The sequence below is a fragment of the Microbacterium sp. F01 genome (assembly GCF_056156365.1).
Genome location: NZ_CM149592.1, coordinates 88,457 through 114,654 on the forward strand (window position 1 = coordinate 88,457; position 26,198 = coordinate 114,654).

25 protein-coding genes are annotated in these 26,198 nt (G+C 70.2%); 10 read left to right on the forward strand and 15 right to left on the reverse strand.

Translation table 11 applies throughout. The features are described 5' to 3' along the window. Positions 1 to 11 precede the first annotated feature (11 nt). The 5 genes from ACVN90_RS00375 to ACVN90_RS00395 all read right to left on the reverse strand — a co-directional run bounded on the left by ACVN90_RS00375 (position 12) and on the right by ACVN90_RS00395 (position 7,377). Positions 12 to 968, reverse strand: a complete 957-nt coding sequence (locus ACVN90_RS00375; protein WP_475100183.1) for an ABC transporter permease — start codon at positions 966 to 968, stop codon at positions 12 to 14. Positions 969 to 1,016: 48 nt separating this feature from the next. Continuing rightward, positions 1,017 to 2,633, reverse strand: coding sequence for an ABC transporter substrate-binding protein (locus ACVN90_RS00380; protein ID WP_475100184.1), 1,617 nt, complete (start codon positions 2,631 to 2,633; stop codon positions 1,017 to 1,019). Positions 2,634 to 2,915: 282 nt separating this feature from the next. Beyond that, positions 2,916 to 4,799, reverse strand: coding sequence for an FAD/NAD(P)-binding protein (locus tag ACVN90_RS00385; RefSeq protein ID WP_475100185.1), 1,884 nt, complete (start codon positions 4,797 to 4,799; stop codon positions 2,916 to 2,918). Further along, positions 4,796 to 6,157: an NtaA/DmoA family FMN-dependent monooxygenase gene (locus ACVN90_RS00390; RefSeq protein ID WP_475100186.1), complete on the reverse strand. Its 1,362-nt coding sequence runs from the start codon at positions 6,155 to 6,157 to the stop codon at positions 4,796 to 4,798. Before ACVN90_RS00390 ends, ACVN90_RS00385 begins: the two co-directional genes overlap by 4 nt. Continuing rightward, the gene (locus ACVN90_RS00395; RefSeq protein ID WP_475100187.1) at positions 6,154 to 7,377 is read right to left on the reverse strand and encodes an LLM class flavin-dependent oxidoreductase; all 1,224 of its coding nucleotides are present in this window, start codon (positions 7,375 to 7,377) and stop codon (positions 6,154 to 6,156) included. Before ACVN90_RS00395 ends, ACVN90_RS00390 begins: the two co-directional genes overlap by 4 nt. 165 nt (positions 7,378 to 7,542) lie before the next feature. On the opposite strand from ACVN90_RS00395, the gene ACVN90_RS00400 reads away from it, so the two are divergent. Together ACVN90_RS00400 and ACVN90_RS00405 are read left to right on the forward strand one after the other, a co-directional pair. Further along, complete coding sequence (locus ACVN90_RS00400; RefSeq protein WP_116195056.1) at positions 7,543 to 8,829, forward strand: adenylosuccinate synthase; 1,287 nt, start codon at positions 7,543 to 7,545, stop codon at positions 8,827 to 8,829. A 10-nt stretch (positions 8,830 to 8,839) separates the two neighbouring features. Then, positions 8,840 to 10,036 carry a lactonase family protein gene (locus ACVN90_RS00405; RefSeq protein WP_475100188.1) on the forward strand — a complete coding sequence of 399 codons (1,197 nt, stop codon included), beginning with the start codon at positions 8,840 to 8,842 and terminating at the stop codon, positions 10,034 to 10,036. 22 nt (positions 10,037 to 10,058) lie between these two features. Here the strand turns inward: ACVN90_RS00405 and ACVN90_RS00410 are convergent, their stop codons facing one another. Next, on the reverse strand, positions 10,059 to 11,282 hold the full coding sequence (locus ACVN90_RS00410) for an AI-2E family transporter (RefSeq protein WP_475100189.1): 1,224 nt from the start codon (positions 11,280 to 11,282) through the stop codon (positions 10,059 to 10,061). A 134-nt stretch (positions 11,283 to 11,416) separates the two neighbouring features. Here ACVN90_RS00410 and ACVN90_RS00415 point away from each other — a divergent pair, with 134 nt between their 5' ends. Continuing rightward, complete coding sequence (locus ACVN90_RS00415) at positions 11,417 to 11,713, forward strand: chorismate mutase (RefSeq protein ID WP_475100190.1); 297 nt, start codon at positions 11,417 to 11,419, stop codon at positions 11,711 to 11,713. 76 nt (positions 11,714 to 11,789) lie between these two features. On the opposite strand, the gene ACVN90_RS00420 is transcribed toward ACVN90_RS00415, so the two are convergent. Genes ACVN90_RS00420 through ACVN90_RS00430 form a run of 3 tightly spaced genes read right to left on the reverse strand, consistent with a single transcriptional unit; the run spans position 11,790 to position 13,788 of the window. Then, entirely contained in the window at positions 11,790 to 12,485 is a 696-nt protein-coding gene (locus tag ACVN90_RS00420) for a hypothetical protein (protein WP_475100191.1), read from the reverse strand. Then, positions 12,482 to 13,399: an ABC transporter ATP-binding protein gene (locus ACVN90_RS00425; RefSeq protein ID WP_475100192.1), complete on the reverse strand. Its 918-nt coding sequence runs from the start codon at positions 13,397 to 13,399 to the stop codon at positions 12,482 to 12,484. Before ACVN90_RS00425 ends, ACVN90_RS00420 begins: the two co-directional genes overlap by 4 nt. Continuing rightward, a complete protein-coding gene (locus ACVN90_RS00430) occupies positions 13,396 to 13,788 on the reverse strand; it encodes a GntR family transcriptional regulator (protein ID WP_475100193.1) in 393 nt (130 codons plus the stop codon). The genes ACVN90_RS00425 and ACVN90_RS00430 overlap by 4 nt, the downstream gene beginning before the upstream one ends. A gap of 440 nt (positions 13,789 to 14,228) precedes the next feature. Here ACVN90_RS00430 and ACVN90_RS00435 point away from each other — a divergent pair, with 440 nt between their 5' ends. From ACVN90_RS00435 to ACVN90_RS00455, 5 genes are all read left to right on the forward strand, one after another. Further along, a complete protein-coding gene (locus ACVN90_RS00435) occupies positions 14,229 to 15,587 on the forward strand; it encodes a quaternary amine ABC transporter ATP-binding protein (RefSeq protein WP_475100194.1) in 1,359 nt (452 codons plus the stop codon). Next, positions 15,584 to 16,564 carry an ABC transporter permease gene (locus tag ACVN90_RS00440; RefSeq protein WP_475100195.1) on the forward strand — a complete coding sequence of 327 codons (981 nt, stop codon included), beginning with the start codon at positions 15,584 to 15,586 and terminating at the stop codon, positions 16,562 to 16,564. Before ACVN90_RS00435 ends, ACVN90_RS00440 begins: the two co-directional genes overlap by 4 nt. Positions 16,565 to 16,578: 14 nt before the next feature. Then, positions 16,579 to 17,466 carry a glycine betaine ABC transporter substrate-binding protein gene (locus ACVN90_RS00445; protein WP_475100196.1) on the forward strand — a complete coding sequence of 296 codons (888 nt, stop codon included), beginning with the start codon at positions 16,579 to 16,581 and terminating at the stop codon, positions 17,464 to 17,466. A gap of 125 nt (positions 17,467 to 17,591) precedes the next feature. Further along, on the forward strand, positions 17,592 to 18,488 hold the full coding sequence (locus ACVN90_RS00450; RefSeq protein WP_475100197.1) for a patatin-like phospholipase family protein: 897 nt from the start codon (positions 17,592 to 17,594) through the stop codon (positions 18,486 to 18,488). Then, positions 18,488 to 19,555, forward strand: a complete 1,068-nt coding sequence (locus tag ACVN90_RS00455; RefSeq protein WP_475100198.1) for a 1-acyl-sn-glycerol-3-phosphate acyltransferase — start codon at positions 18,488 to 18,490, stop codon at positions 19,553 to 19,555. The genes ACVN90_RS00450 and ACVN90_RS00455 overlap by 1 nt, the downstream gene beginning before the upstream one ends. 15 nt (positions 19,556 to 19,570) lie before the next feature. On the opposite strand, the gene ACVN90_RS00460 is transcribed toward ACVN90_RS00455, so the two are convergent. The 6 genes from ACVN90_RS00460 to ACVN90_RS00485 form a co-directional block, all read right to left on the reverse strand. Next, positions 19,571 to 20,533, reverse strand: coding sequence for a hypothetical protein (locus tag ACVN90_RS00460; protein ID WP_475100199.1), 963 nt, complete (start codon positions 20,531 to 20,533; stop codon positions 19,571 to 19,573). A gap of 39 nt (positions 20,534 to 20,572) precedes the next feature. After that, positions 20,573 to 21,379 carry a hypothetical protein gene (locus tag ACVN90_RS00465; protein WP_475100200.1) on the reverse strand — a complete coding sequence of 269 codons (807 nt, stop codon included), beginning with the start codon at positions 21,377 to 21,379 and terminating at the stop codon, positions 20,573 to 20,575. A 73-nt stretch (positions 21,380 to 21,452) separates the two neighbouring features. Continuing rightward, positions 21,453 to 21,590: a hypothetical protein gene (locus tag ACVN90_RS00470; protein ID WP_181911767.1), complete on the reverse strand. Its 138-nt coding sequence runs from the start codon at positions 21,588 to 21,590 to the stop codon at positions 21,453 to 21,455. A gap of 20 nt (positions 21,591 to 21,610) precedes the next feature. Next, on the reverse strand, positions 21,611 to 23,944 hold the full coding sequence (purL, locus tag ACVN90_RS00475) for a phosphoribosylformylglycinamidine synthase subunit PurL (RefSeq protein WP_475100201.1): 2,334 nt from the start codon (positions 23,942 to 23,944) through the stop codon (positions 21,611 to 21,613). Between the two features lie 100 nt (positions 23,945 to 24,044). Continuing rightward, on the reverse strand, positions 24,045 to 24,440 hold the full coding sequence (locus ACVN90_RS00480; RefSeq protein WP_475100202.1) for a type II toxin-antitoxin system VapC family toxin: 396 nt from the start codon (positions 24,438 to 24,440) through the stop codon (positions 24,045 to 24,047). Further along, the gene (locus tag ACVN90_RS00485; protein WP_475100203.1) at positions 24,437 to 24,700 is read right to left on the reverse strand and encodes a type II toxin-antitoxin system Phd/YefM family antitoxin; all 264 of its coding nucleotides are present in this window, start codon (positions 24,698 to 24,700) and stop codon (positions 24,437 to 24,439) included. Before ACVN90_RS00485 ends, ACVN90_RS00480 begins: the two co-directional genes overlap by 4 nt. Before the next feature lie 110 nt (positions 24,701 to 24,810). Here ACVN90_RS00485 and ACVN90_RS00490 point away from each other — a divergent pair, with 110 nt between their 5' ends. Together ACVN90_RS00490 and ACVN90_RS00495 are read left to right on the forward strand one after the other, a co-directional pair. Continuing rightward, a complete protein-coding gene (locus ACVN90_RS00490; protein ID WP_475102168.1) occupies positions 24,811 to 25,206 on the forward strand; it encodes an ArsR/SmtB family transcription factor in 396 nt (131 codons plus the stop codon). Positions 25,207 to 25,208: 2 nt separating this feature from the next. Further along, positions 25,209 to 26,189 carry an SRPBCC family protein gene (locus tag ACVN90_RS00495; RefSeq protein WP_475100204.1) on the forward strand — a complete coding sequence of 327 codons (981 nt, stop codon included), beginning with the start codon at positions 25,209 to 25,211 and terminating at the stop codon, positions 26,187 to 26,189. The last annotated feature ends 9 nt before the right edge of the window (positions 26,190 to 26,198 follow it).

The following is a 26,198-nucleotide window of genomic DNA, read 5'->3' on the forward strand; positions in this document are numbered from 1 at the left end:
GGCGGCTCCTGTCAGGCGGCGACGAACGCCGTGCGGGCGAGCGTGATGCGGCGGTCGATGAGGGGATACACGAGGTCGACGACGAGGTTCGCGACCACGAAGACGAGGGCGGCGAAGACGACCACGGTCTGCACGACGGGCACGTCGCGGTTGTTGACGGCGGTGACGACGAGGCGGCCGATGCCGAGGCGCGAGAACACGGTTTCGGTCACGACGGCGCCGGAGAGGAGGCCGCCGATCAGCACGCCGACCATCGTGAGCGAGGGGATCGCGGCGTTGCGGAAGGCGTGGCCGAGCTGCACGCGGCGCTCGCTCGCGCCCTTCGCCCGGACGATCTCGACGTACGGCTGAGCGAGGGTGGAGCGAAGGCTGCGCGACAGCAGCTGCGCGATGAACGCGCCGGAGGGGATCGCGATCGTGATGGCCGGCAGCACGAGGCTCTCGAAGCCCTCATTGCCCATCGAGGGGAAGAGGCGGATGCGGAACGAGAAGGCCTGCAGCAGCAGGAGGCCGATCCAGAACACCGGGATCGAGACGCCCAGCGGCGGCAGGGACGACAGCAGGTTGCGCAGCCACTGCGCGCGGGCGAGTGAGGCCGAGAGCGCGAGGACGATGCCGAACACCACCGACAGCACGAACGCGAAGGCGGTCAGCGCGAGTGTCGGGGGGAGGGATTCGAGGAGCAGATCGGATGCCGGTCGCCCGGTCTGCGTCGACACCCCGAAGTCGCCGGTCAGCGCCTTGCCCAGGGCGACGAGGTACTGCTCGTACAAGGGGCGGTCGAGCCCGAGCTCGCTGCGCAGCTGCGCGACGAGCTCGGGGTCGATGGCCTCCTGGTCGCCGCCGCCCGCGAACAGCGTCGCGGCGTCGCCGGGAAGGAGGTAGAGGATGAGGAACGAGATCGTGTACGCGGCCCACAGGACCACCAGGCCCTGACCGATCCTCCGGGCGATGTAGCTCAGCCACATGATCTCGCTCCTCATCCTTTTGCGTTGTGCGCTGTGCCCGTGGCGGGCTTACTCGGCGATCCAGGCGTCGTAGAAGTCCAGGCGGCTGGACGCCTCGAACGTCAGACCCTGCACCTTGGCCGCTGCCGTGATGGTGGTCGACAGCTGGTAGATCGGGATCGAGTAGCCGCCCGTGATGAGCAGCTCGGCCGCCTCGTCGACGACCTTCTGGCGCTCGGCCGGGTCGATGATCGCGGCCTGCTCGTCGAGCAGCTCGTCGATCTCGGCGGGCTCGGTGCGCTTGGTGGCGTTGTTGGTGCCGTTCACCGAGAACACGGTGCGCAGCACATCGGGATCGGCGCGTGTGAGGTTGCCGTACGAGAAGTCGTACGTGCCGTCGGCGTTCGCGGCCTGCACGTCGGCGATGCTCGCGAAGGTCAGCTGCAGGTCGACGCCGATCTGGCGCAGCTGCTGCTGCACGAGCTCGAGCACCTCCTTCGGCGACTGCCAGTAGGTGACGTGGAAGCTGAGCTTCTCGCCGTCCTTCTCGCGGATGCCGTCATCGCCCTCGGTCCAGCCCGACTCCTCGAGCAGGTCGGCCGCCGCCTTCGGGTCGTACTCGAGCACGTCGCTGAGGTCGGTGAAGTACGGCGTCGACGAGGCGAGCGGCGACACGGCGGGCACGTCGTCGGGGCCGAGGAGGGTCGCGGTGATCTGCTCGCGGTCGATGCCCTTCTGGATCGCGAGACGCACGTTCTCGTCGGCGAGCTTCTCGGTCGACTGGTTCGCGTACAGGTTGTAGACCGAGCCGGGGTTGGCGCGGTTGAGCGACCAGAAGTCATCGCCCTCGAACAGCACGGCGTCCGCCGTCGCGATGCCGGTGGTCGCGTCGATCTGACCCGACTGCAGGCTGCCGGTGCGGTTGCCCGACTCGGGCACGACCTTGTACGTGATGGTGTCGAGGTACGCCTCGCCGGTGTGGCCGGCGATCGACGGGCCCCATTCGTAGCCCTCGCGGCGCTCGAGCACGGCGCCCTCGTTGGGCGTGTAGCTCTGGACCGAGAACGGACCCGAGCCGACGTAGTTCCCGAGGCAGCGGTCGGCCTGGCTCACCGCGGCCGTCGCGGGCGACAGCAGGCCGAGCGAGAACGTCGAGGTCGCCTGCAGGAACTGCGCGCTCGGCTCCGAGAAGTTGACGATGACCGTGTGCTCGTCGGGCACCTCGATGCTCTCGAGGTCGGCGAGGTACGACGAGCCGAGGCTCGCCTTCGCGCCGAGCGCCTGGATGGCCTCGAAATTCGTCTTGACGGATGCCGCGTCGATGGGCTCGCCGTCGGCGTAGGTGGGGCCGTCCTGGAGGGTGAAGGTGAAGCCGGTGGCGTCGTCGTTCACCTCGTAGTCGGTGGCCAGCCACGGCAGGATCTCGCCGGTCTCGGGGTCCTGGATCGTCAACGACGCGACGGTCTGGCGCGCGATGGCGATGGCGTCGTTGTTGCCGACCTGCTGCGGGTCGATGCACTGGCTGTCGACGGCGATCGCGAAGGTCAGATCGCCGCCCGCGACGGGTTCCGCCTCGGCGGATGCGGACGGTGCGGCGTCGCCGGCGCCGGTCGCGCACGCGGTGAGCGCGAGCGCGACGACGCCGATCGCCGCGAGCGCGGCGGTGCGGGGTCGGGTGAACGACATGGTGTGTCTCCAGAAGCTGTGGCGGGCGAGTCGCGGCGGTGGTGCCGGCTCGTGGTTTCAGCGTCTCGGAGAGGCCGTCGGCGCCTCGATCGGCGATGTCACGCGGCGTGAACCACGGTCGCGCACGGTCACGCGCCGTCATCCGGCGTCACACGAGCTGTCGGTACCCCGTCCCGCACGTGGTCCCCGCACCCTCGGTTTGGTGGGCAAACACCACGCCCGCGACGAAACACCACGGCGCGCCGTGGTGTCCGGCGACGCCTGTGGTGTTTGCCCAGGGGGTCAGGGGGCGACGGGCACCGACACCGCGAGACGCGCGGCGAGGGCGCCGGCCACGACATCCGTCTGGCGCAGCGACAGCGAGTTCGCCCCCGGGCGGGTGAAGGCGCCGGCCTCGGTCTGCGACGTGAACGGCCCGATCGCGAACAGCGCGTCGTGCGGCTGACCGTCGGGGCGCAGCACGCGCCCGTCGTCGGCGACGCGCACGCGGCCGAGCGAGCCGCTGAACTCGGCGTCGGTCACGCGAAGCACGCTACCGTGCACCGTCGCGAGCTCGCGCAGCGCGACGTTCGTGCTCAGCTCTGCGTCGGCGGCGGGAAGCCAGGCGTCGACGAGCGCGCCCGCGACCGTCTCGCCCGGCACGCGGGGGGTGGATGCTGCGAACCCGCGCGGCTCGACCGCGACGGTGACGTCGGGGCCGAGGAAGCGGACCACCCCGGCGTCGGCGAGGGCGAGCAGCTCATCCAGCCGGTGCGGCGGCGGACCGCTGGCGAGGTAGCTGAAGAAGGTGTGCCAGCGGACCGGCAGTGTGTACGCCCGCGAGCGGGCGGTGAAGCGCTCCTTGGGGATCTCCGACAGCGCCATGAACGACAGCAGCGCCGCGACGAACACGCCCTGCGCGGGGCTGCGCTCCTGCGTCGTGCGCAGCTCGAGGTCGTCGAGGATGTGCGCGCGCACCCGTTCGTGCGCGTCTTCGGCGTCGGCGAACGATGCGTCGGCGAACGGCCGGTCGAACTCGGCGACGTCGAACCGGTCGAGCGGGTCGGGTACGACCGCGGCGATCGCTTCGCGGATCGCAGGATCGTCCCACGCGTGCGCGTGCAGCACCGCCCGGAACTCGTCCCAGGTACCCGAGACGCGGTCGGGGTGCCCCGTGAAGAGCTCGCGGTAGTGGCCGTGCAGCAACTCGGCGGCGACCAGCGGCCAGACGTCGCGGTCGAAGTCGATCGGGCGGCCCGAGCCGATCAGCGACTCGATCACCTCCGGCGTGAGCACGTCGCGTTGCGGCGGGTCGCCCTCGAGCGTCGACGTCACCTTCGACCGGTACGGCACCCCGCGGCGCGAACCGAGGTGCAGCCGCGGCTCCTGGCCCGACGGCACATAGCGCAGCGCCCCGTCGGCGTTGCGGTCGAACCGTCCGCCGCGACCCTGCGTGAGGAGCACCACGAGGTCGACGGCCGCGAGGCCCATGCCCCGCACGATCACATCCGCGCCCGGGGTCAGTCCCGCGAGGTCGGTGTCCGCGGTGAACGCCGGGCCGACGTACACGAGCCCGTTCTTCTCGGCGGCTGCGGCGAGTTCTGTCGACGCCGGATCGGGGTCGCGCTCGGTGTGCCCGAGGCAGTAGGCGACAGCATCCGTCTCGATCTCGCGACCGCTCGCGAGCGACACCGTGTGCCGCCCGTCCGCGGTGGGCCGCACCGACGTCACCGTGTCCGTGTGCAGTCGTATCGTCACGCCGTCGGGCGCGCTCGCCGCGGTGCGGCGGAAGAACCAGTCGAGGTAATGACTGTGCAGGCGCCGCGTCGGGAAGCCCTCGGGCCCGAGCGAACCCGCCTCGGCCGCCGACAGCTCGTCGAGCTCGACGTCGGGCAGCTCGCCCGTCCGCCACTGCTCGAGCCATCCGCTGAGCGAGGGGCCTGAGCGCACCGGCCCCTCGATCGTGCAGCTGTCGTCGGTGAACACCGTGACGTCGCGCGTCATCGAGTTGAGCTTCAGCAGCGGCGACTGGGCGTGGCGCCAGATGCGGCCGGCGCCGGCGGGATGCGGGTCGACGAGGTCGATGTCGAGCTGCGTGAGCTCGTCCGCACGCGCCAGCACGCGTTCGAGGAGCATGATCGCCCGGGGGCCGGCTCCGACGAACAGCAAGCGCGCGCGGCCCGTCATCGTGCCGCGAGCGCCGGTGCCGTCACCGGCGCCGGGAGGCCGAGCAGGTCGCGGAGCGTCGCGCCCTCCTCGTATGACTGGCGGTACGAGCCGCGCTCCTGCAGCAGCGGCACGACGCGCGCAGCGAACTCGTCGAGGCCGTGCGGCGTGAGATGCCCGACGACGGTGAAGCCGTCGGTCGCGCGCTCCTGCACGTACCGGTCGATCTCGGCGGCGATGTGCTCGGGCGTACCGACGAAGGTCGGGGTGGCCGTGAGGCGGATGACGGTTTCACGGATGCTGAGCCCCTCGGTCTCCGACAGCTCACGCAGCTTCGCGATCCTGGCGCGCACCGCCGCGTGCCGGTTCGCCCAGCCGCGTGCGGTCTCGGAACCGGTGTCGGGGTCGACGTCGGGGAGGGGACCGTCGGGGTCATAGCCGGACAGGTCGCGGCCCCACACCTGCTCGACGTACGTGAGCGCGACCTCGGGCCGTACCTGCTGCAGCGCCACCTCGCGGGCGCGCTCGCGGGCCTCCGCCTCGGTGTCGCCGATCGAGAAGGTCACGGCCGGGAGGATCTTGAGCGAGTCTTCCTCGCGGCCGTATTGGGCCAGGCGTCCCTTGACGTCGTCGTAGAACGCGCGCGCGTCCTCGAACTCCTGATGGAGCGAGAAGATCACCTCGGCGTGCTCGGCGCCGAACGTGCGCCCGTCGGCGGAGTCGCCGGCCTGCACGATCACCGGGCGCCCCTGCGGGGAGCGGGGCACGTCGAACAGCGCGTCGACGTCGAACTGCGGGCCGGTGTGGCGCACACGCGCGGGGACGCCGTCGTCGAGGAAGACGCCGGTCGAGGCATCCGCGCGCACGCCGTCTTCGGGCCACGAGTCCCACAGCTCCTTCGCGAGCGCCGCGAACTCGCGGGCGCGCTCGTAGCGGTCGGCGTGGTTCAGGTAGCCGCCGCGGCGGAAGTTCGCGCCGTGGAACGCGTCGGAACTCGTCACGGCGTTCCAGCCCGCGCGCCCGCCGGACAGGTGGTCGAGGGTCGCGAGCTCGCGCGCCAGCTCGTAAGGCTCGTTGAACGTCGTGTTGAGCGTGCCGACGACACCGATGTGTTCGGTGATCGCCGCGACGGCGGCGAGGATCGACAGCGTGTTCGGCCGGCCCAGCACGTCGAGCTCGTGGATGCGGCCCTTGTGCTCGCGCAGGCGCAGACCCTCGGCCAGGAAGACGTAGTCGAACAGCCCGCGCTCGGCCGTGGCGGCGAAGTGCTCGAACGACGCGAAGTCGATCTGGCTGCCGGCGGTCGGGTCGGTCCACACCGTGGTGCTGTTGACGCCCGGGAAGTGGGCGGCGAGGTGGATCTGGCGGGGACGGCTCACAGCGAGACCTTCTCTCGGACGTAACGGCTCTCGGGGCGGGCGAGGTCGAGGCGTGCACGAAGCGACCCGGCGCCGTCGTCTTCGCGCAGCGTGCCGGTCGAGCGCAGCAGCGGCACGACCTGCTCGGCGATCGCGACGACGTCGGCGGGCTGGCGCGCGGGGCGCAGGCGCACCCCGTCCACACCCGCGGCGGCGAGTTCGCGCACCGCGTCGGCGACGTCGCCGGGCGTGCCGGCGACGATGCGGGCGTCGGAGGCCAGCGGCGCACCGTCCCACTGGTCGAGGCGCGCGAGGGCTTCGCGAGCCGCGGACTCGGTGTCTTCGATCAGCACGAGCAGGTCGGCGAAGACCCGCAGGCGCTCGTCCCCCGTCCGCAGTTCGTCGGCGGCAGCATCCAGCTCTGAAAGGATGCCGGGAAGCGCGAAGCCGGGCCGAACCGTCTCGTCGACGGGGGTGACGAAGACCAGGTCCGCGTGCTCGGCGGCGAGGCGGTACGGCACCGTCTGGTGCGCGAGCACCGTGATCAGCGGGCGGCCCTGCGGGGACCGCGGCACGATCGAGGCGCCGGTGACGGAGAAGAACTCGCCCTCGAACTCGATGTTGTGCACCCGGTCGGCGTCGAGGAAGCGGCCTGCGGCGACATCGCGGACGATGGCGTCGTCCTGCCAGGAGTCCCACAGGCGCGAGAGCACGTCGGCGAACTCGCCGGCCTCGCGGAATGCAGCGAGGATCTCGGGGGAGTCCTCGACCCGACCCGAGGCAGGGATCGCGTCGACGCCCGACGCGCGGCGGCCGAAGTTCGCGCGCTCGGCGGCCGAGGCGCCCGCGACCAGCCGCACACCCGCGCGGCCGCGGCTGGCGAAGTCGAGAGTCTGGATGCCGGTGGCGACATGGAAGGGCTCGGGGTGAGCCGTCGTGACGGTGGGCACGAGGCCGATGCGGCGCGTCAGCGGCGCGACGTACGACGCGATGAGCACGGCGTCGAGGCGGCCGCGCACGCGGTCGCGGCGGAGACCCTCGACGGATTCGAAGCGATCGGTGAGCGCCAGGGCGTCCTCGATGGTGGCGAGGGCGATGCCCGCGTCGTCCGCCGTGCGCAGCAGGTCGCGCCAGTAGCGCGCCGATGTCAGCTCGTGCGGGCGGGCGGTGGCCTCGCGCCACGCCGCGGGATGCCAGCCTGCCCGTTCGAGGGCGATGGCGAGGTGAACCTGGTCGGTCACGATTCCCGTCCTTTCTTCGCACGAGGCGATCCGCTCCTCACGATTCCCGCGCGGTCATACGTGCGTCCAACCCCGTTCGTCACGGGAGGACTCGCAGCGCCAGAAGGCGTAACGAAGCATCCGGATAGGATGGGGTGTAACCGTCAGATAACGGGGGAGTAGCCCATGCCAGGCATCGTGATCGTCGGAGTCCAGTGGGGAGACGAGGGCAAGGGCAAGGCCACCGATCTCCTGGGTGAGCGCACCGACTGGGTGGTCAAGTTCAACGGCGGCAACAACGCCGGCCACACTGTCGTGATCGGCGACGAGAAGTATGCGCTGCACCTGCTGCCGTCCGGCATCCTGTCTCCCGGCGTGAACGCGGTGATCGGCAACGGCGTCGTCATCGACCTCGAGGTGCTCTTCTACGAGCTCGAGGCGCTGCACGCCCGCGGTCTCGACACCTCACGCCTGCGCGTGAGCGCGAACGCGCACATCATCACGCAGTACCACCGCACGCTCGACAAGGTCACCGAGCGCTTCCTCGGCAAGCGCCAGATCGGCACCACCGGTCGCGGCATCGGCCCGGCCTACGCCGACAAGATCAACCGCGTCGGCATCCGCGTGCAGGACCTCTTCGACGAGAACATCCTGCGCCAGAAGGTCGAGGGCGCTCTCGACCAGAAGAACCACCTGCTGGTCAAGATCTTCAACCGCCGCGCGATCACCGCCGACGAGATCGTCGACGACCTGCTGTCGTACGCCGAGCGCCTGCGCCCGATGGTCGCCGACACGTCGCTGCTGCTCAACGACGCGCTCGACGCGGGCGACGTCGTCGTCTTCGAGGGCGGCCAGGCCACGATGCTCGACGTCGACCACGGCACGTACCCGTTCGTCACGTCGTCGTCGGCGACCGCGGGCGGCGCGGCGACCGGCTCGGGCGTCGGCCCCAACCGCCTCGACCGGATCGTCGGCATCGTGAAGGCGTACACGACGCGTGTCGGCTCGGGCCCGTTCCCGACCGAGCTCTTCGACGAGAACGGCGATTTCCTGCGCTCGCGCGGCTTCGAGTTCGGCACGACCACCGGCCGCCCGCGCCGCGTCGGCTGGTACGACGCGCCCATCACGCGCTACGCGACGCGCATCAACGGCATCACCGACCTCGTGCTGACCAAGCTCGACATCCTCACCGGCCTCGACCAGATCCCGGTGTGCGTGGCGTACGAGGTCGAGGGCGAGCGGTTCGACGAGGTCCCCGTGAACCAGTCCGACTTCCACCACGCGAAGCCGATCCTCGAGTACTTCCCCGGCTGGAAGCAGGACATCTCGGGCGCCCGCACCTTCGACGAGCTCCCCCGCGAGGCGCAGGAGTACGTCCTCGCGCTCGAGGCGATGAGCGGCACCCGCATCTCGGTGATCGGCGTGGGCGCGGCTCGCGACGCCGTGATCGTGCGCCACGACCTCGTCGACTGAGCGCGTCGGCATGAGGTTCTGGCTGGGCGGGTACACCGCCGACATGGGCGGCAGCGCCTCCGGGTTCGGGATGCTGCTCGCCGGCGCCTCCGACGACGCCTCCGCGGGCGGCGCGCTGGCGTTCGCCGGCGAGGTCGCGACCACGGACTCGCCGTCGTGGCTCGCGCCGCATCCCGGCTCGTTGACGGTCGCGCCCGGAGACGTCGTGTACGCGGCGCTCGAGCAGCGGGCGCAGCTGCAGGCGTTCCGTCGTACGGGCGAGACCACGTTCGCCCCGCTCGGCGCGCCCGTCGCCGCGGGCGAGGCGGTGTGCCATGTCGCGGTGTCGCCCGACGGCCGCTTCCTCGTCGCGAGCTGCTGGGGCGACGGACGCGTGGTCCGGATGGAGTTGGATGCTGCGGGCCGGCCCTCGTCGCCGGTGATCGCTCCTGCGGCCATCGACCCGTACGGACCCGATGGCGTACCGGACCAGGCCGGCGACATCGACCTCGCGGCGGCGGCGCGGGCCCTGCGCGCGGCCGCCGGTGAGGAGTACGCGCACCTCGTTCCCGACCATGATCGCGACGAGGCCGAGGCGACGACGAGCGCCGAGGACGCAGCATCCGTCTCCCGTCCCTCGCGTGCCCACGAGGCGGTGTTCCTGCCGGGCGGGCTCATCGCGACGACCGATCTCGGCTACGACGTCGTGCGGTTCTGGCGTGACGGCGCGAACGGGCTGCGCCAGGTGCAGCAGCTCGCGCTGCCGCAGGGCAGCGGACCGCGGCACATGGTGTGGCACCCGAGCGGGCATCTCTACGTCGTGACCGAGTTCTCGTGCGAGCTGTTCGTGCTCGCGCCGGCGGTCGACGGCACGTGGAGCCTCGTCGGCGGCACGCCGCTCGGCGCGGGCACGCTTCCGGGTGACAGCGCCGCCGAGCTCGCGGCATCGCGCGACGGCGAGTTCCTGTACGCCGGGGTCCGCGGCAGCAACACCCTCGCGACGCTGCGTGTGCGGGGCGCCGGCGAGTACGTCGAGCCGGTCGCCCTCATCGACGCCGGGGTGGACTGGCCGCGGCACCACGTGGTGGTGCGCGACATTCTGCTCGTCGCCGGCCAGCTGTCGAACGAGGTCGCGTCGCTCACGCTCGACGTGCGCACGGGCGTGCCCGGCCGCGTGCGACACCGGTCCGAGGCGCCGTCACCGACCTGCCTGCTTCCCGTGCGCTGAGACCCCGAGCGGGGGAGCGCCGCTAGATCTTGGCGTCCTGTTTGGGGATGAAGACCTGCTTGATGATGAGCAGGATCGACGCCGTCACCGGGATCGCGACCAGCGCACCGAGGAGGCCGAGCAGGGTCCCGCCGACCATCGCGCCGATGACGACCAGCGCGCCGGGCACCGAGATCGCCTTGTTCATCACCTTCGGCGTGAGCACGTATGCCTCGAGCTGCATGTAGATCAGGTAGATGACCGCGAAGATCAGCGCCGGCACCCAGCCGCCGGTGAAGAGCGCGATCGTCGTCGCGGTGAGCCAGTAGAGCACCGAACCGATGAGCGGGATCAAGGTGATGAGGAAGGCGAGCACGCCCATCAGCGCCGGGAACGGCAGCCCCAGGAACAGGTGCAGCAGGAACGCGATGACAGAGTTGCAGAACGCCAGCACGACCATGCCCATCAAGTAGGCGCCGATCGAGTCGGTGATCTGGTCGGTCATGGCCGCCGCCTTCGCGCGGTTGCGGGCCGCGACGAACCGGTTGAACGCGACCTTCATGGCGGGAAGGCCTGCCAGGAAGTACAGGCTCAGCACGAGCACGATGATGATGCCCGAGATCGTCGTGCCCACGCTCACCGCGAAGTTCACGACCCCGCCGCCGATGGCGGCGATGTTGGTCGGGTTGGTGAGGAAGCTCTCGATCTGGTCGGTGATCTGGCCGACCTGGGAGCCGAACGTGTCGCTCAGCCAGCCGTAGAAGTCGGACTTCTGGAAGTTCGCGATCGTCGTCGGCAGGTCGCTGAAGAAGGCGGTCATCTGCTTGATCAGGGTCGGCACCACGAGAAGCAGGATGCCGGTGAGCACCAGCGCGAACGCGGTGTACACGATCACGATGGCCCACGGCCGCGAGACGTTGTGCTTGCCGAACCACCGCACCACGGGGTCGAGGCCCAGCGCGGCGAACAGCGCGAAGACGACGTAGATGATGATCGTCGAGAGGTTCCAGAACGCGAGGCCCAGGGCGATCGCCGCCAGTCCGCCGAGCGTGAGCACCAGTCCCAATCGGAACGGGCTGTTGAGGTTCGCCCAGAAGGTCTTGCCTTCCGGCGCCTCGCCGGTGAACACCGGGGCGGCGTCCGCAGACGCGTCTCCGTTCACGCCGGGCGTGACAGCGGCGGCGTCCGTGCCGGCCGCGGGGTCGGCGGACAGTGGCGCGGCGGCCTCGGCGGACGTGGCGCCGAGCGAGGGCGAGGCATCGGTCATGGGTCACACTCTAGGGCTGGGTGGTGCGCGCGACGAGGTGCGCAGGGCAACTTCACCCGGATCGTGTGACCCGGCGTCATCCCGGGGGAGCCGACAGCGATGACGGGTATCGTCGAGGGGCGAGAAGGAGCGCCATGACCGAAGAAGACCCCACGACGACGCTGGCCCGGCTGCGCAGCAGCATCGACAACATCGACGCCGCCCTGGTGTATCTGCTCGCCGAGCGCTTCAAGGCGACCAAGCAGGTCGGCCACCTGAAGGCCGAGCACGGCATGCCCCCCTCGGACCCCGCCCGCGAGGAGCAGCAGACCGCGCGACTGCGCAGCCTCGCCGAGCAGGCCGACCTCGACCCGGCCTTCGCCGAGAAGTGGTTCAACTTCGTGGTCGCCGAGGTCATCCGCCACCACACCGAGGCCGCCGACTCGCGCTGACCTCCCGTTTCACGTGGAACATGGATGCTGCCACCCGGCGTGATCGCCGGGTGGCAGCATCCGTTTCCATGACCGATCAGGGAACCGTCCGACGCAGCGAGAGGTAGGAGATCCCGCCGAGCACGACCGTGAGGACGAGGCCCCACGCGGCGAGACCGACAGCGCCGAGTTGGACCAGCGCCGTGATCACCTCGCCCCAGACCTCGAAACGGGTGATCGCCCAGATGGCGATGAGCAGCAATGCGCCGACCCCGACCCAGATGAGGGTCAGCAGCAGGGCGCCCGACCGCTTGTAGACCGTGGCCGACCAGAACCCCAGCATGAAGATGAGCATCGCCATCACGAAGTAGAAGAAGGCGGCGCCGAGCGCTCCGTCTTCGACGACCCAGTCCAGGGCGAAGAAGTACCCGTTGATGCCCCAGCCGTTCGTGGCCTCCTCGATCAGCCCGCCGACCGCGAAGACGACCGCGAGCAGCACCGCGCACATCGCCGCGGCGAGCATCGTGCCCAAGAAGAACTCCCGGCGGGTGACGCTCATCGCCTGCGAGAACGGGAAGGTCAGCGTCAGCGACGAGATCCCCACGAACAGCAGAACCCACAGCGGAGCCTGCGAGCCGCCGCCGTAGAAGGGACCGGGAAGACCCGACGAGTTCAGGATCGCGTAGATCGCGAGCGACATCGCGAACGAGGAGCCGAGCACGATCAGCGGCACCCAGACGAACGTCTGCTTGTTGATCAGCTGCATGCGCACGACGTTGACGGTGCGGTTCATCGGAGTGCTCCTTCCTCGGAGGCGGCCGACTCGGCTGCCGCGTTCTGGGTGGTGCGGACGATCAGCTGCTGCAGCGAGACCGGCGCGACGTCGAGGCCTGCGGCCGCGAGGCGTTCGCGGTCGGCGAGGCTGAGGGCCCCGAGGACGGTGACGGATGCCACGTTCCCCAGGCTCTCGCGGTGGATCACCTGCCGCCCGGCGACGAACGCGTCGACGGCGCTCTTGTCGCCCACGATGTTCGCGGCGCGGTCGCGCACGGTGTCGGTCGCCTCGTCCATCACGATGCGTCCGTGATCGATGACGAGCACGCGCTCGATGAGGTTCGACACCTCGTCGATGAGGTGGCTCGAGAGGATCACCGTGCGGGGGTGCTCGGTGTAGTCCTCCAGCAGCCGGTCGTAGAAGATCTGCCGGGCGACCGCGTCGAGCCCGAGATAGGGCTCGTCGAAGAAAGTGATCTCGGCCCGGGAGGCGAGTCCGATGATCACGCCGACCGCCGAGAGCTGTCCGCGCGACAGCTTCTTGATGCGCGTCTTCAGCGGCAGCTGGAAGTCGTCGATGAGCTGCGCGGCGAGCTCGTCGTCCCAATTCGGGAAGAAGAGCTTCGCTGTGCCGAAGGCGTGCTTCGGCAGCGCGTCGTCGGGGTATTTCTGGCTTTCACGCACGAAGCACATGCGCGAGAGCACCTTGGCGTTCTCGTACGGCTGCATGCCGAACACGCGGACGTCGCCCGACGTCGCGAAGTTCTGCGCCGTGAGGATCGACATGACCGTCGTCTTGCCGGCGCCGTTGCGGCCGAGCAGGCCGTAGATGGTGTCCTTCTCGATGGTGAAGCTCACGTCGTCCACCGCGACGACGTCGCGGTAGCGCTTGGTGAGATTCTTCACCTCGATGACGTGCGTCCCGGTCGTCATCGTGCGTTCCCTTCCGTGGTGAGGGCGACCTGCGCCGCAGCGCGGTCGCGGATGAGCAGTTCCAGATCTTCGGGCCCGAGCCCGAGCTTGCGGGCCTCGGCGAGCAGCGGCTCGACGAAGCGGTCGGCGAAGGCGGTGCGGCGCTCGTTCATCAGGAGCTCGCGCGCACCCGGCGCCACGAACATGCCGATGCCGCGTCGCTTGTACAGCACGCCCTTGTCGGTGAGCATCGCGACTCCCTTCGCGGCGGTGGCGGGGTTGATCCGGTAGAAGGCGGCGAGCTCGTTCGTCGACGGCGCCTGCGCCTCTTCGGCGAGGCTGCCGTCGATGATCGCGTCCTCCACGCTCTCGGCGATCTGGAGGAACAGCGCCCGGCCTTCTTCGATCACATCAACTCCGCTTGGTCGGTTAGTTACTTGAGTAGGTAACCATGGAAGGTGCGGGTCGTCAACCCCTCTCCCACGCGGCGCTCCCAGAGTTCGCAGAATCGCGCGGGTCTCGCAGGCTTCCGGCGCCGCGCTGCGAAGTCCGTCGCGATCTGCGAAGTCTGTGAGGCGGCCCGCGTCGTCGGTGACCGTGATATCGCGCGTGCGCGAGGTACCGAAAGGCCAGACCGCTGTCGAATTTGCGGCCCATGCGGGTGCATGAAACGGTGGATGAGGTCCTTTACGGGCCCTCCCGACCAGTCCGCGGTCTCCGGTGGCGCCGAGCGTCAGACCGGTGAGCGTATGGTCGGCGGCCGCGGCGCGGATCCGACATCCGCTGCGGGGATGGCCGCCACCCGGGCGCGACCGATGCAGTCCCTGCACCGGGACTGCCGAGGTGCACAGTGACCGTTCCGCCTGCCATCGAGGCGAGGAATCTCTTCAAGGTCTTCGGACGCAACCCCAAAGACGCCGTCAAGCGCCTGCGCGCGGGCGCAACTCGTGCCGACGTCGCCGACGCCGGATCCGCTGCGGTGATCGACGCGAGCTTCACCGTGCAGCCCGGCGAGATCTTCGTGATCATGGGGCTGTCCGGCTCGGGCAAGTCCACCGTCCTGCGCATGCTCAACGGACTGCTTCCGCCCACGTCCGGCGACGTCTTCGTGCAGGGGCAGAGCGTCACCAAGGCGTCGGCCAAGGCGCTGCGCGGCATCCGTCAGCGTTCCATCTCGATGGTGTTCCAGCACTTCGCACTGTTGCCGCACCTCACCGTGCTCGACAACGCGGCGTACGCCCTCGAGATCCAGGGCGTCGGGCGAGACGAGCGCCGCGCGCGGGCTCGCGAGATCCTCGCAAAGGTCGGGCTCGGCGATCGTGCCGACGCGATGCCCGACGAACTGTCGGGCGGTATGCGCCAGCGCGTGGGGCTAGCCCGCGCGCTCACCTCGGGCACCGACATCCTGCTCATGGACGAGGCGTTCTCGGCGCTCGACCCGCTCATCCGGCGCGAGATGCAGGAGCAGCTGATCGAGCTGCAGCGCGAGCTCGGCCGGACCATCGTCTTCATCACGCACGACCTCAACGAGGCGATGTTCCTGGGCGACCGCATCGCGGTGATGCGCGACGGTCGCATCGTGCAGAACGGCACACCGGAAGAGATCCTCACCGACCCCGCGAACGACTACGTCGCCCAGTTCGTGCAGGACGTCGACCGCGCCCGCGTGCTCACGGCCGGCTCGGTCATGGCGCCGCCGGTCGCCACGACGCCGGTCAGCGCCGGCGTGCGGGGCGCCCTCCGCGTCATGCGCGACTTGCAGGTCGGCTCGGTGTCGGTCATCGAGAACCGCCGGTTCCTCGGTTCGGTCACCGACCGCGCTGTCATCCGCGCCGTCAAGGACGGGCGCACCGACCTGCGCTCCCTCGTTCGAGGCAGCCGGCCCGCCGTCCACGTCGACGACCCACTGACCGATGTCGTCGAGCGCGCGGTGGAGAGCCCGGTGCCCGTCGCCGTGATCGACGACGCCGGCCGGCTCGTCGGCACGATCCCGCGCGTCACGCTGCTCGCGGCCCTCGGCGACGTGCCGCCCGTGACCCGCGAGAACCCGATCATCGACGTACCCGCCACGGTGCCCGCGAGTGTCATCACCCAGACCCTCGAGGTCGTGGACCAGTCGGCCACCACGGCGCCGGCGGGCCGCGCCGCGGCGCCGACGGAGGTCGGCGCGCTCGACGCCGTCCCCGCGGCGGAAGGAGCCCTGCGATGACCGACCTGTTCCGCCTCCCCCTGGGCGATGTCGTCGAGACCGGCGTGCGCTGGGTGATCGACGCCCTCGGCGGCTTCTTCGACGTGGTCGCCGTGATCTTCCGCGGACTCTACGACTGGCTCGACGCCTCGCTGTCGACGCCGCCGTTCTGGTCCGTGATCCTCGTGATCGCCGCGTTCGCCTACTGGTCGAAGGGCCTCGTGCTCGCGGTCGGCAGCGCGCTCGGTCTCCTCGTGATCGTGGCGGTCGGTCAGTGGTCCAACGCCATGGACTCCCTCGCGCTTGTGATCCTCGCCGCCGTCGTGGCGATCGCCATCGCCGTGCCGCTCGGCATCTGGGCCGCGCGCAGCGATCGCGTCTCGAAGACGCTGCGGCCGGTGCTCGACTTCCTGCAGACGATGCCCGCGTTCGTCTACCTCATCCCCGCGATGCTCATCTTCGGCGTCGGCCCCGTGCCCGGCATGGTCGCCACCATCGCGTTCGCGCTCGCGCCGGGTGTGCGACTCACCGAGCTGGGCATCCGCGGTGTCGACCCCGAGATCGTCGAGGCGGGTCACGCCTTCGGTGCCTCTCCCGGCCGCATCCTGCGCCAGATCCAGCTGCCCCTCGCCCTCCCCAGCATCATGGCCGGCGTCAACCAGGTCATCATGCTGAGCCTGTCGATGGTCGTCATCGCGGGCATGGTCGGCGCGGGCGGACTCGGCGGCCAGGTCGTGCAGAGCCTCAGCCGCATCGACATCGGCCTCGGCGTCGAAGCCGGCCTCTCGGTGGTCATCCTGGCGATGATCCTCGACCGCGTCACGTCGGGCTTCTCGCAGCCGCGTGCCCGCACGCCGCGCGCCGCCGGCGTCACGAGCGGGGGGACGGATGCTGCCACCCCGGCGCCCGCGACCTCGACAGCGTCGGCGAAGGCCGAGGACGCAGCATCCGTCCCGTCCGACGATGCAGCCCCGCGACCCGAGCCCGTCCCGGCCTGACAGGAGGAACCGACATGACCAAGCGACGCATCATCGCCGCCGGCCTCGCCCTGGCCGGAACCGCCGCCCTGCTCGTCAACGGCGCGCTCGTGCAGACGGGGGTGGGGGGCTCCGACAGGGGACACCTGACGATCGCCGTGTTCAACGGCTGGGACGAGGGCATCGCCGCGTCCGAGCTGTGGAAGGCGGTGCTCGAGGAGAAGGGGTACGCCGTCGACCTCGCGTACGCCGATCCCGCCGCCGCGTACACCGGCATCGCGAAGGGCGACTACGACCTGACGCTCGACACGTGGCTGCCGCTCACGCACGCGGACTACATGGAGACGTACGGCGACCAGCTCGTCGACCTCGGCGCCTGGAACGACGAGGCCAAGCTCACGATCGCCGTGAACGAGGACGCGCCCGTCGACTCGCTCACCGAGCTCGCGGCGAACGCCGACGTGTTCGGCAACCGCCTCGTCGGCATCGAGGCGGGGTCGGGGCTCGTAACCGTCACGCAGGACGACGTGATCCCCGGCTACGGCCTGGAGGGCATGGAGTTCGTGACGTCGTCCACGCCCGCGATGCTCACCGAGCTGCAGGCCGCGACGGATGCCGGGCGCGACGTCGCCGTCACCCTCTGGCGGCCGCACTGGGCGTACAACGCGTTCCCGCTGAAGGACCTCGAAGACCCCGACGGACTGCTCGGCGACGCCGAGGGCATCCACACGGTGGCGTCGACCTCGTTCGCGGGCGAGTTCCCCGAGATCTCGGAGTGGCTCGAGGAGTTCCGCATGGACAACGAGCTGCTGTACTCGCTCGAGGACGCCATGTTCGGCGCCTACGACGGCGACGACTACGGCCCGGTCGTGGCCGAGTGGGTCGCCGACAACCGCGACTGGGTCGACAGCCTCACCCCCTGACTCCCCGCCCAGCGTCGCGCGCCCCGGGGTGCGTCCGTCGGGTGCGATGTCCGGACACCGCAGGACGAGAATTGCATCGGGCACGCCGGGTCGGCCCAGGCCAAGTCTCGCAATAGGGTGTGGGCATGACGGTGGCCTTCGTTCTCGGCGGCGGCGGGGTGCGCGGCGCCGTCGAGATCGGGATGCTGCGGGCGCTGCTGGAGTCCGGCATCCGTCCCGATGTCGTGGTGGGCACGTCGATCGGCGCGATCAACGGCGCGCTCGTCGCGAGCGACCCGACGCCCGCCGTGATCGAGCGCCTGCTCGACGCGTGGACTTCGCCCGAGGCCAACGCGGTCTACGGCGACTCGCTGTTCGCGCAATTCACGCGCCTCGTGAAGACGAAGACGCACCTCAACTCGCCGGCGCCGCTGCAGCACCTGCTGGAGCGGGCGCTCGGCGCGGACACGACCTTCGAGGATCTCGCCGTGCGGCTGCGGGTCGTCGCCGCGAGCATCGAGCGCGCCGCGGAGCACGTCTTCGAGTCGGGTCCGCTCATCCCGGCGATCCTGGCGTCGGCCTCGGTGCCGGGACTCCTGCCACCGACCCGCATCGGCGACGAGCATTTCATCGACGGGGGGATCGTCAACTCGATCCCCATCGAGCAGGCGGTGCAGGTCGGCGCGACCACGGTGTACGTGCTGCAGGTCGGCCGCATCGAGACCCCGCTGGTCGCTCCGAAGTCCGCCGTCGACACGGCGCGCGTCGCCTTCGAGATCGCGCGCCGCCACCGCTACGCCCGCGACGTGGCGACGCTCCCCGAGGGCGTCGCGCTGCACGTGCTGCCGAGCGGCGGCGGGCTCGACGGCGACGACTCGCTCATGTCGTACCGCCGCATGGACACCGTGCACCGGCGCATCGACGCCGCCTACGACGCCAGCCGCGCCTTCCTCACGGACCGCGGCCTGGTCGCCCAGAGCGACGCCCCGCGGGTTGAGCGAGCGAAGCGAGACGAAACGCCCCGAGCCGACGAGGAGACCTGATGCGGATGCTGCCCACCTGGGTGCGCCGCATCCTTCTCGCTCCGCTCGTGATCGTGGCGGCGCTCGTCATGCTGCTGCTCACTCCGCTGTGGCTGCTCGTCGCCCTCGCGCTCACGTCGCTCGTGCCCGGGCGGTTCCGGTTGCCGCGCGTGCTGTGGCTCGTGACCGTGTACCTGCTGTGGGACGCGATGCTCGTGATCGCGCTGTTCGCACTGTGGATCGCCTCGGGGTTCGGCTACGCCCTGCGCCGGCCGGGCTTCGTGACCGCCCACTATCGCCTCGGCGGATGGGCGCTGCGCCTCCTGTTCTGGGTCTTCGGCGGCGTGCTGCGGCTCACGATCACCACGACCGGCTCGGACGGAACGGATGCTGCGACCGGCCGCGCCGCTTTCGAGGCGCTGTTCGCCCCCGGCACCCCGCTCGTGGTGGCGAGCCGGCATGGCGGTCCGGGCGACTCGTTCATCCTCATCCACACGCTGCTCAACGAGGTCGCGCGGCGGCCGCGGATCGTGCTCAAGTACACGCTGCAGTGGGATCCCGCGATCGACATCCTGCTGCACCGCATTCCGGCGCGGTTCATCGTGCCGTCGGGGTTCGGCCACGGGCGCAAGGGCGGCGGCGCCTCGGTCGAGGCGGCGTTGCGTGACCTCGCGACCGGACTGGGGCCAGAAGACGCCTTCGTCATCTTCCCCGAGGGCGGTCAGGTCAGCCCGAAACGACGCCGCTCCCGTATCAAGCGGCTGCGCGACGCCGGGCGCGAGGCGATGGCCGAACGTGCCGAGGCGATGACGCACGTCATGGCGCCTCAGCCGGGCGGCATGCACGCGGCACTGGATGCCGCCCCCGACGCCGACGTCGTGTTCATCGCGCACACCGGGCTCGACCGGCTGCACACCCTGCGCGACATCTGGCGCGAGCTGCCGATGGACAAGGGCATCACGATGCGCGCCTGGCGCGTGCCGCGGTCGGAGATTCCCGACGACCTGGACGCCCGCGCCGCGTGGCTCTTCGACTGGTTCGCCCGCATCGACGGCTGGATCGACGCCCACCCCGAGCTCGCCGCCTGACGCCGAGGCGGAAGGTCAGCGGTGGGGCTTGGGGTGCGTCACGCGGCCCGGCGAATCGCCGTTCGTGCGCGAGGGCACCGGCCACGTCGCTCCCGGAGGCGGCGTCGTGCTCGGGCGCTTCGGCGCGGGCAGAGGCTCGGCGACGGGCTCAGGTTCGGGCGAGGCCGGAGCCACCGCGCGGGGCTGGGGCTCAGCATCCGTCACCGTCGTCGTGGAGGAGCTGACGGGCCCGAGCTCGAGCATGACCTTGTTCTCGAGCACCTCGATGGCCTCGTCGGAGATCGAGATGAGGCCATCGAGCTCCTCGCGGACGCGACGATAGGCGAGCTGGCGCTCGGCCGGCGTCGCGGCCTCGTCGATCGCGACGGTGAGGAGCTTCTTGGCGGTACTGAGGCGCTTGCGCTCGTCTTCGGTGAACGACGAGTCGCGCAGGCGGCGCGCATCGCGCTCGGCGACGTCGAACGCCACCTCGAAGTCGGCGACCGCGTTGCGGTACTCGGCGAGCTGCTCCTTCGGCAGCCGCGCCTTCGCCGAGGCGGGCCGCAGCCCGTCGGCGATGCGCTTCGCGCGCAGGAACGCGGCGGTGAGCGGCTGCCGTCCGTCGCTCATGGCGGGGAACGCGATGATCTTCGCGACGTCCAGCTCGTACTCCAGCCAGCGCGCGGTGACCGCGTCGTGCTCGGCGAACAGGCGCTCGAGCTGGGTCGTCTGCGTCTCACGCGACGCCGACGCACCCGGTCCTGACGCGGCGGTCGCCGTCGCGGCCGTGATCGGAGGCAGGGATGCCGCCGCCACCGGCTTGCCGCGCGCCGCGGCCTGAGCAGCCTTGAGCTCGGCCTTCGCGTGCATCACCTCGAGGCGGCGCTTGTGGCGCATGCGCGCGCCACGCTCCCAGGCATTGCCGACCATGCCCAGGATGCCCATAAGCGGGAAGACGAGCCACCAGAAGTTGCCCGCGAACTCCCAGAACTGCTGCACACTGTCATGCTAACGGCCGGTCGCCGCCGCGTGGTCGGCTCAGGGCACCCTGCCAGCAGGAGGCTCGCTCGCGCGGGGCGGGGGGATCCGTGCGATCAGCGCGGGAAGGCGGTCGGCGATCTCGGCGAGCACCGCGGCCGCGGCAGTGAGCCCCGCGGCGGCCGTCGCCCCGGCCGACGACGGGCGAGCCGTGCCGGGAACGCCTGCCTGACGCTCTGCCTCGGCGAACGTCGCCTCGAGGTGTCGCACCGCGACCCGGTACTCGAGGAACTGCTGCGGCGTCACCCGGTCGCGCAGGGTCGGGCGCTTCGCGAGGGCTTCGCGCTGTGCGCGCAGGAAGACGACGGTGGCCGGATGCCGCGGGTCGGTCATCTGCGGATACGCCAGCGCCTTGTCGACGTCGGTCTCGTACGCCAGCCACCGGGTGTTGACGCTGTCGTGTGCGGCGTAGAGGCGCTCGATCGGCAGCGGGTCGCGGGACGAGGCAGCGCGATACTGGGCGTACCCGGCCTTGACGCGCGTGCGGCTGGCTCGGAGCGCCAGGGACGCCGTCTTCTCGTCCTGCCTGGCGGCCTGAAGCTCGCGTCGCGCTTCGGCGGCATGCGCGGGCGGGAGCGAGGAGCGCGACTTCGCGGTGAGCAGGTCGGCCTGCGCGGTGCGCAGTCGCGCCTTCGCGGCGACGAGCTCGCGGTACGCCTGCGACTCCTCCGCACGGGCGGCATCGAGCTCCAGGCGACGTGCCCGGCGGCTGCGCGTCGTCATGCCCGCATAGGTCGCCGCTCCGGCGCCCGCGGCCGCCGGAGCGATCCACCACAGGCTCGACATGACGAGGAGGATGGGCTCCACCCTGCCATGGTAATCGCGATATAGCGCAATTGTCGCCGGGAGTCTGCTGACACCTCGGCCACGCGCCGCGACCTCAGCCGAAGAGAAGGGCGAAGACGGTGGCGCCGCCGCCGACGAGGATGAGGGCGACGATCGTCACCCACGCGATGATCTTGACGCGCCGCTGCCGGGTGTCGTTGAAACCGCTGTACTCGTCGTCTTCCGCCGCCATGGTTCTTATCCTAGGGACCCTCAGGCGGTGTGCTCGGCGATGATCGGGCCGAACGCGTCGGGCAGCGTCGAGGTCGACAGGTCGCGGAGCTCGGCGAGCGGGACCGTGAACAGGCCCTGTACCTCGAGTGCCGGCTCGTCACCGTCGGCCGCCGCGTCCGTCACGCCGATGCGCAGCACCGGGTAGCCGCGGCCCTCGCACAGACCGCGGAACTTCACGTCGTCCTCGCGGGGAACCGAGACGATGACGCGGCCCGTGGATTCCGAGAACAGCGCGGTCGCAGCATCCACTCCGTCGCGCTCCATGATCTCGTTCAGCCACACGCGCGCACCGACACCGAAGCGCATGGTGGCCTCGGCGAGGGCCTGCGCGAGGCCGCCAGACGACAAGTCGTGCGCGGACGCGATCAGCGACTGCTGCGAACCGGCGTGGATCAGCTCGGCGAGCTTCTTCTCCTGGGCGAGGTCGACGGCCGGCGGGCGTCCGCCGAGGTGGTCGTGGATCGTGCCCGCCCACTGCGAGCCCGAGAGCTCGGTCGACGTCACACCGAGGAGGTAGATGTTGTCGCCGGCGTCCTGCCAGCCCGACGGGATGCGGCGGGCGACGTCGTCGATGATGCCGAGCACGCCGACGACCGGGGTCGGGAAGATCGGCTGGTCGCCGGTCTGGTTGTAGAACGAGACGTTGCCGCCCGTGACCGGGACGCCGAGTTCGAGGCAGGCGTCCGACAGGCCGTCGACGGTCTGTGAGAACTGCCACATGACCTCGGGGTTCTCGGGGCTGCCGAAGTTGAGGCAGTCGGTGACGGCGGTCGGCTCGGCGCCCGACACGGCGACGTTTCGGTATGCCTCGGCGAGGGCCAGCTTCGCGCCCTGGTACGGGTCGAGCTGGCAGTAGCGGCCGTTGCAGTCGGTGGCGATGGCGAAGCCGAGACCCGAGTGCTCGTCGACGCGGATCATGCCGGCGTCGTCGGGGAACGACAGCGCCGTGTTGCCCATGACGTAGTAGTCGTACTGGTTGGTGATCCACGACGTGTCGGCGAGATTGGGGCTTGCGACGAGCTTCGTGAACTGCTCGCGCAGCGTCTCGGCGTCGGTCGGACGCGGGAGGGCGGATGCCGAGTCCTCGCGCAGCGCGTCGATCCACGTCGGGTACGCCACGGGGCGCTCGTAGACGGGACCGTCGACCGCGACGGTCGAGGGATCGACGTCGACGATCTGCTCGCCGTGCCAGAAGATCTGCAGACGGCCGTCGCCGGTCACCTCGCCGAGCACCGACGTCTCGACGTCCCACTTGCCGACGACCTCGAGGAACGCATCGAGCTTCTCGGGCGCGACGATCGCCATCATGCGCTCCTGGCTCTCGCTCATGAGGATCTCCTCCGGCGTGAGCGTGGGGTCGCGCAACAGCACCTTCTCGAGGTCGACGCGCATGCCCGATCCGCCGTTGGCGGCGAGCTCGGAGGTCGCGCACGAGATGCCGGCGGCACCGAGGTCCTGGATGGCCTCGACGAGCTCGTCGCGGTACAGCTCGAGGCAGCACTCGATGAGCACCTTCTCGGCGAACGGGTCGCCGACCTGCACCGCGGGGCGCTTGGTCGGGCCGCCGTCGGCGAACGTGTCGGAGGCGAGGATCGACGCCCCGCCGATGCCATCGCCCCCGGTGCGGGCGCCGAACAGCACGACCTTGTTGCCCGCGCCGGTGGCGTTGGCGAGCTTCAGGTCCTCGTGGCGGAGAACGCCGACCGCGAGTGCGTTGACGAGCGGGTTGCCCTGGTACACCGCGTCGAACACGGTCTCGCCGCCGATGTTCGGCAGGCCCAGGCAGTTGCCGTAGAACGAGATGCCCGAGACCACGCCGTGCACGACGCGCGCCGTGTCGGGGTTGTCGATCGCGCCGAAGCGCAGCTGGTCCATGACGGCCACCGGGCGCGCGCCCATCGAGATGATGTCGCGCACGATGCCGCCGACGCCGGTCGCGGCGCCCTGGAACGGCTCGATGTAGCTCGGGTGGTTGTGCGACTCGACCTTGAAGGTGACGGCCCAGCCCTCGCCGATGTCGACGACGCCGGCGTTCTGGCCCATGCCGACCATGAGCCGTTCCTTCATCTCGTCCGAGACCTTCTCCCCGAACTTGCGGAGGTAGATCTTCGAGGACTTGTAGGAGCAGTGCTCCGACCACATGACGGAGTACATCGCCAGCTCGCCCGACGTGGGGCGGCGGCCGAGGATCTCGCGGATCTTGTCGTACTCGTCGGGCTTGAGACCGAGCGCCGCGTACGGCTGCTCCTTCTCGGGCGTGGCCTCGGCATTCGAGACGGTGTCGGCGACGGAAGTCGAAGAGGGGGTGGTCACGCGGCTCAGCTCCAGAAATTCGGGGATGCCGGACCTGACAAGTCTATTCGGCTCGGGAGTGGCGTGACGGATGCCGCGGGCCGCAGCATGCGTCAGTCGTTCAGTCGCCCATCACGTCGACCGCGAAGGTGCCGGCGGACGCTGCGAGGCGCTTGTCGTTGGTCCACAGTGCGGTGCAGCCGGCGAGCTGTGCCGCGGCAAGATGCAGGGCGTCGACAGTCTTCAGGCCGGGAGCAGCTGCGCGGAGTTCGGCCGCGCGGACGTAGGCGGGCAGGTCGAGATCGACTGTCGCGTAATCCTGGAACCGGGCGTCATAGACCTCGAGAAGTCGACGGTCGGCCCGGCGAATCGGGCCGACGAGTACTTCGTGAATCACGAGGGGACTGATCGCGAACGACGTCGAGGCCGCGGCCGCCAGTTGCGCGCGTGCTCGACGCCCGAGGCCGCCCTGGTGTTCGGTCGCGTAGATCACGATGCAAGCATCGAGGTAGATCACGCCCCCGCCTCGCGCATTTCGCGGATGTCTGCCTCGATCTGATCGGGAGTCCGACCGACTCCGTGTGGGAGAGGATTCGCTTCGAGCCACGCGACGATCGACGCCCCGGTATGGCGCGCCGGCTCATCGTCCGTCACCGGCACGATCTTCGCCACCGGCCTGCCGCGCCGCATGATGACAGCCTCTTCGGCTCCCGACTCGACGGACGCGATGATGCGCGACAGATTGTTGCGCGCTTCGAGGATGTTGTACGCCGCCATGGGTGGATTCTAGCCAGGTTCCTAGCCAGGTGGAAGAGGCCGGGCTCGGCGAGCCCCGTCTTGAAGACGGGGTTGACGGATGCTGCATCCCCGTCGTAACCTACAACCAAATGGTTGTAGGAATTGAGCTCAGCGATGACGAGATCGACCGCGTGTTCCACGCACTCGCGGCGGCGACCCGGCGCGACATCCTGCGTCGGACGCTCTCCGGCGAGTACTCCGTCTCGGCGCTCGCCCGCGAATATGACATGTCGTTCGCGGCCGTGCAGAAGCACGTCACCGTGCTCGAGGCCGCAGGCCTCATCGTCAAGCGCGCCGAGGGGCGCGAGCGTCTCGTCCGGGCGGACCCCGAGATGATCGCCCGCGCTCGCGCACTGCTCGCCCGCTACGAGGAACTGTGGCGCGCACGCATCGACCGGCTCGATGCCCTGCTCGCCGAACCCGCCGGCACTCCCGGCGCCCCCGAAGAACCGAAGAACGACCACCGCAGTAACGAAGGAGAATGACGATGCCCGTCACCGACGTCACCACCGATCCGGAAGCGCTCACCCTGACGCTGACGGCAGATTTCGCCGCTCCGGTCGACAGGCTGTGGGAGGCCTTCACCGATCCTCAGCAGCTCGAGCGGTTCTGGGGCCCTCCCGGCTGGCCGGCGAGCTTCCCGACCTTCGACCTCGAAGTCGGCGGCAAGGCCGTGTACTACATGACGAGCCCGCAGGGCGAGAAGTCCTACGGCTCGTGGGAGTTCCTCGACATCGACGCGCCCCGCAGCTTCACGGTGCTCGACAACTTCGCCAACGAGGACGGCGCCCCGCTCGAGGGCATGCCCGTCATGCGGGTGGTCTTCACGTTCGAGCCGACCGAGACCGGCTCGCGCATGGTCAACGTGTCGCACTTCGCGTCGGCCGACGCCCTCCAGCAGGTCGTCGACTTCGGCGCGGTCGAGGGCTCGACGATGGCGATCAACCAGCTCGACCGTGTGCTCGAGGGGCTCCGGGCCTACTCCGCCGGCAAGGGCACGCAGACCGAGATCCTCGACGACACCCACGTGCGCATCACGCGACTCATCGAGGGCCCGATCGACCTCGTGTGGCGCGCCCACCAGGAGCCCGAGCTGCTCGAGAAGTGGATGCTCGGCCCCGACGGCTGGCGCATGTCGGTATGCGAGGTCGACCCTGCGGTCGGCGGCACGTACCAGTACGAGTGGGAGCCGACCGAAGGCACCGAGGGTGAGACCTTCGGATTCGACGGCGAGACGGTGCTGTCCGAGGCACCGCGCCGCGCCGTCACCACCGAGCACATGACGGGCACCGACTACCCGTCCACGCTCAACGACCTGAACCTCTACGAGGAGGACGGTGCCACCCTCATCACGCTCCTGATCGAGTACCCCGACAAGGAGACGCGCGACATCGTCCTGGCCACTGGCATGACCGACGGCATGGAGGCCAGCTACTCGCGCCTCGAGGGCGTCCTGGCGCAGGTCTGAGTCGGAGGC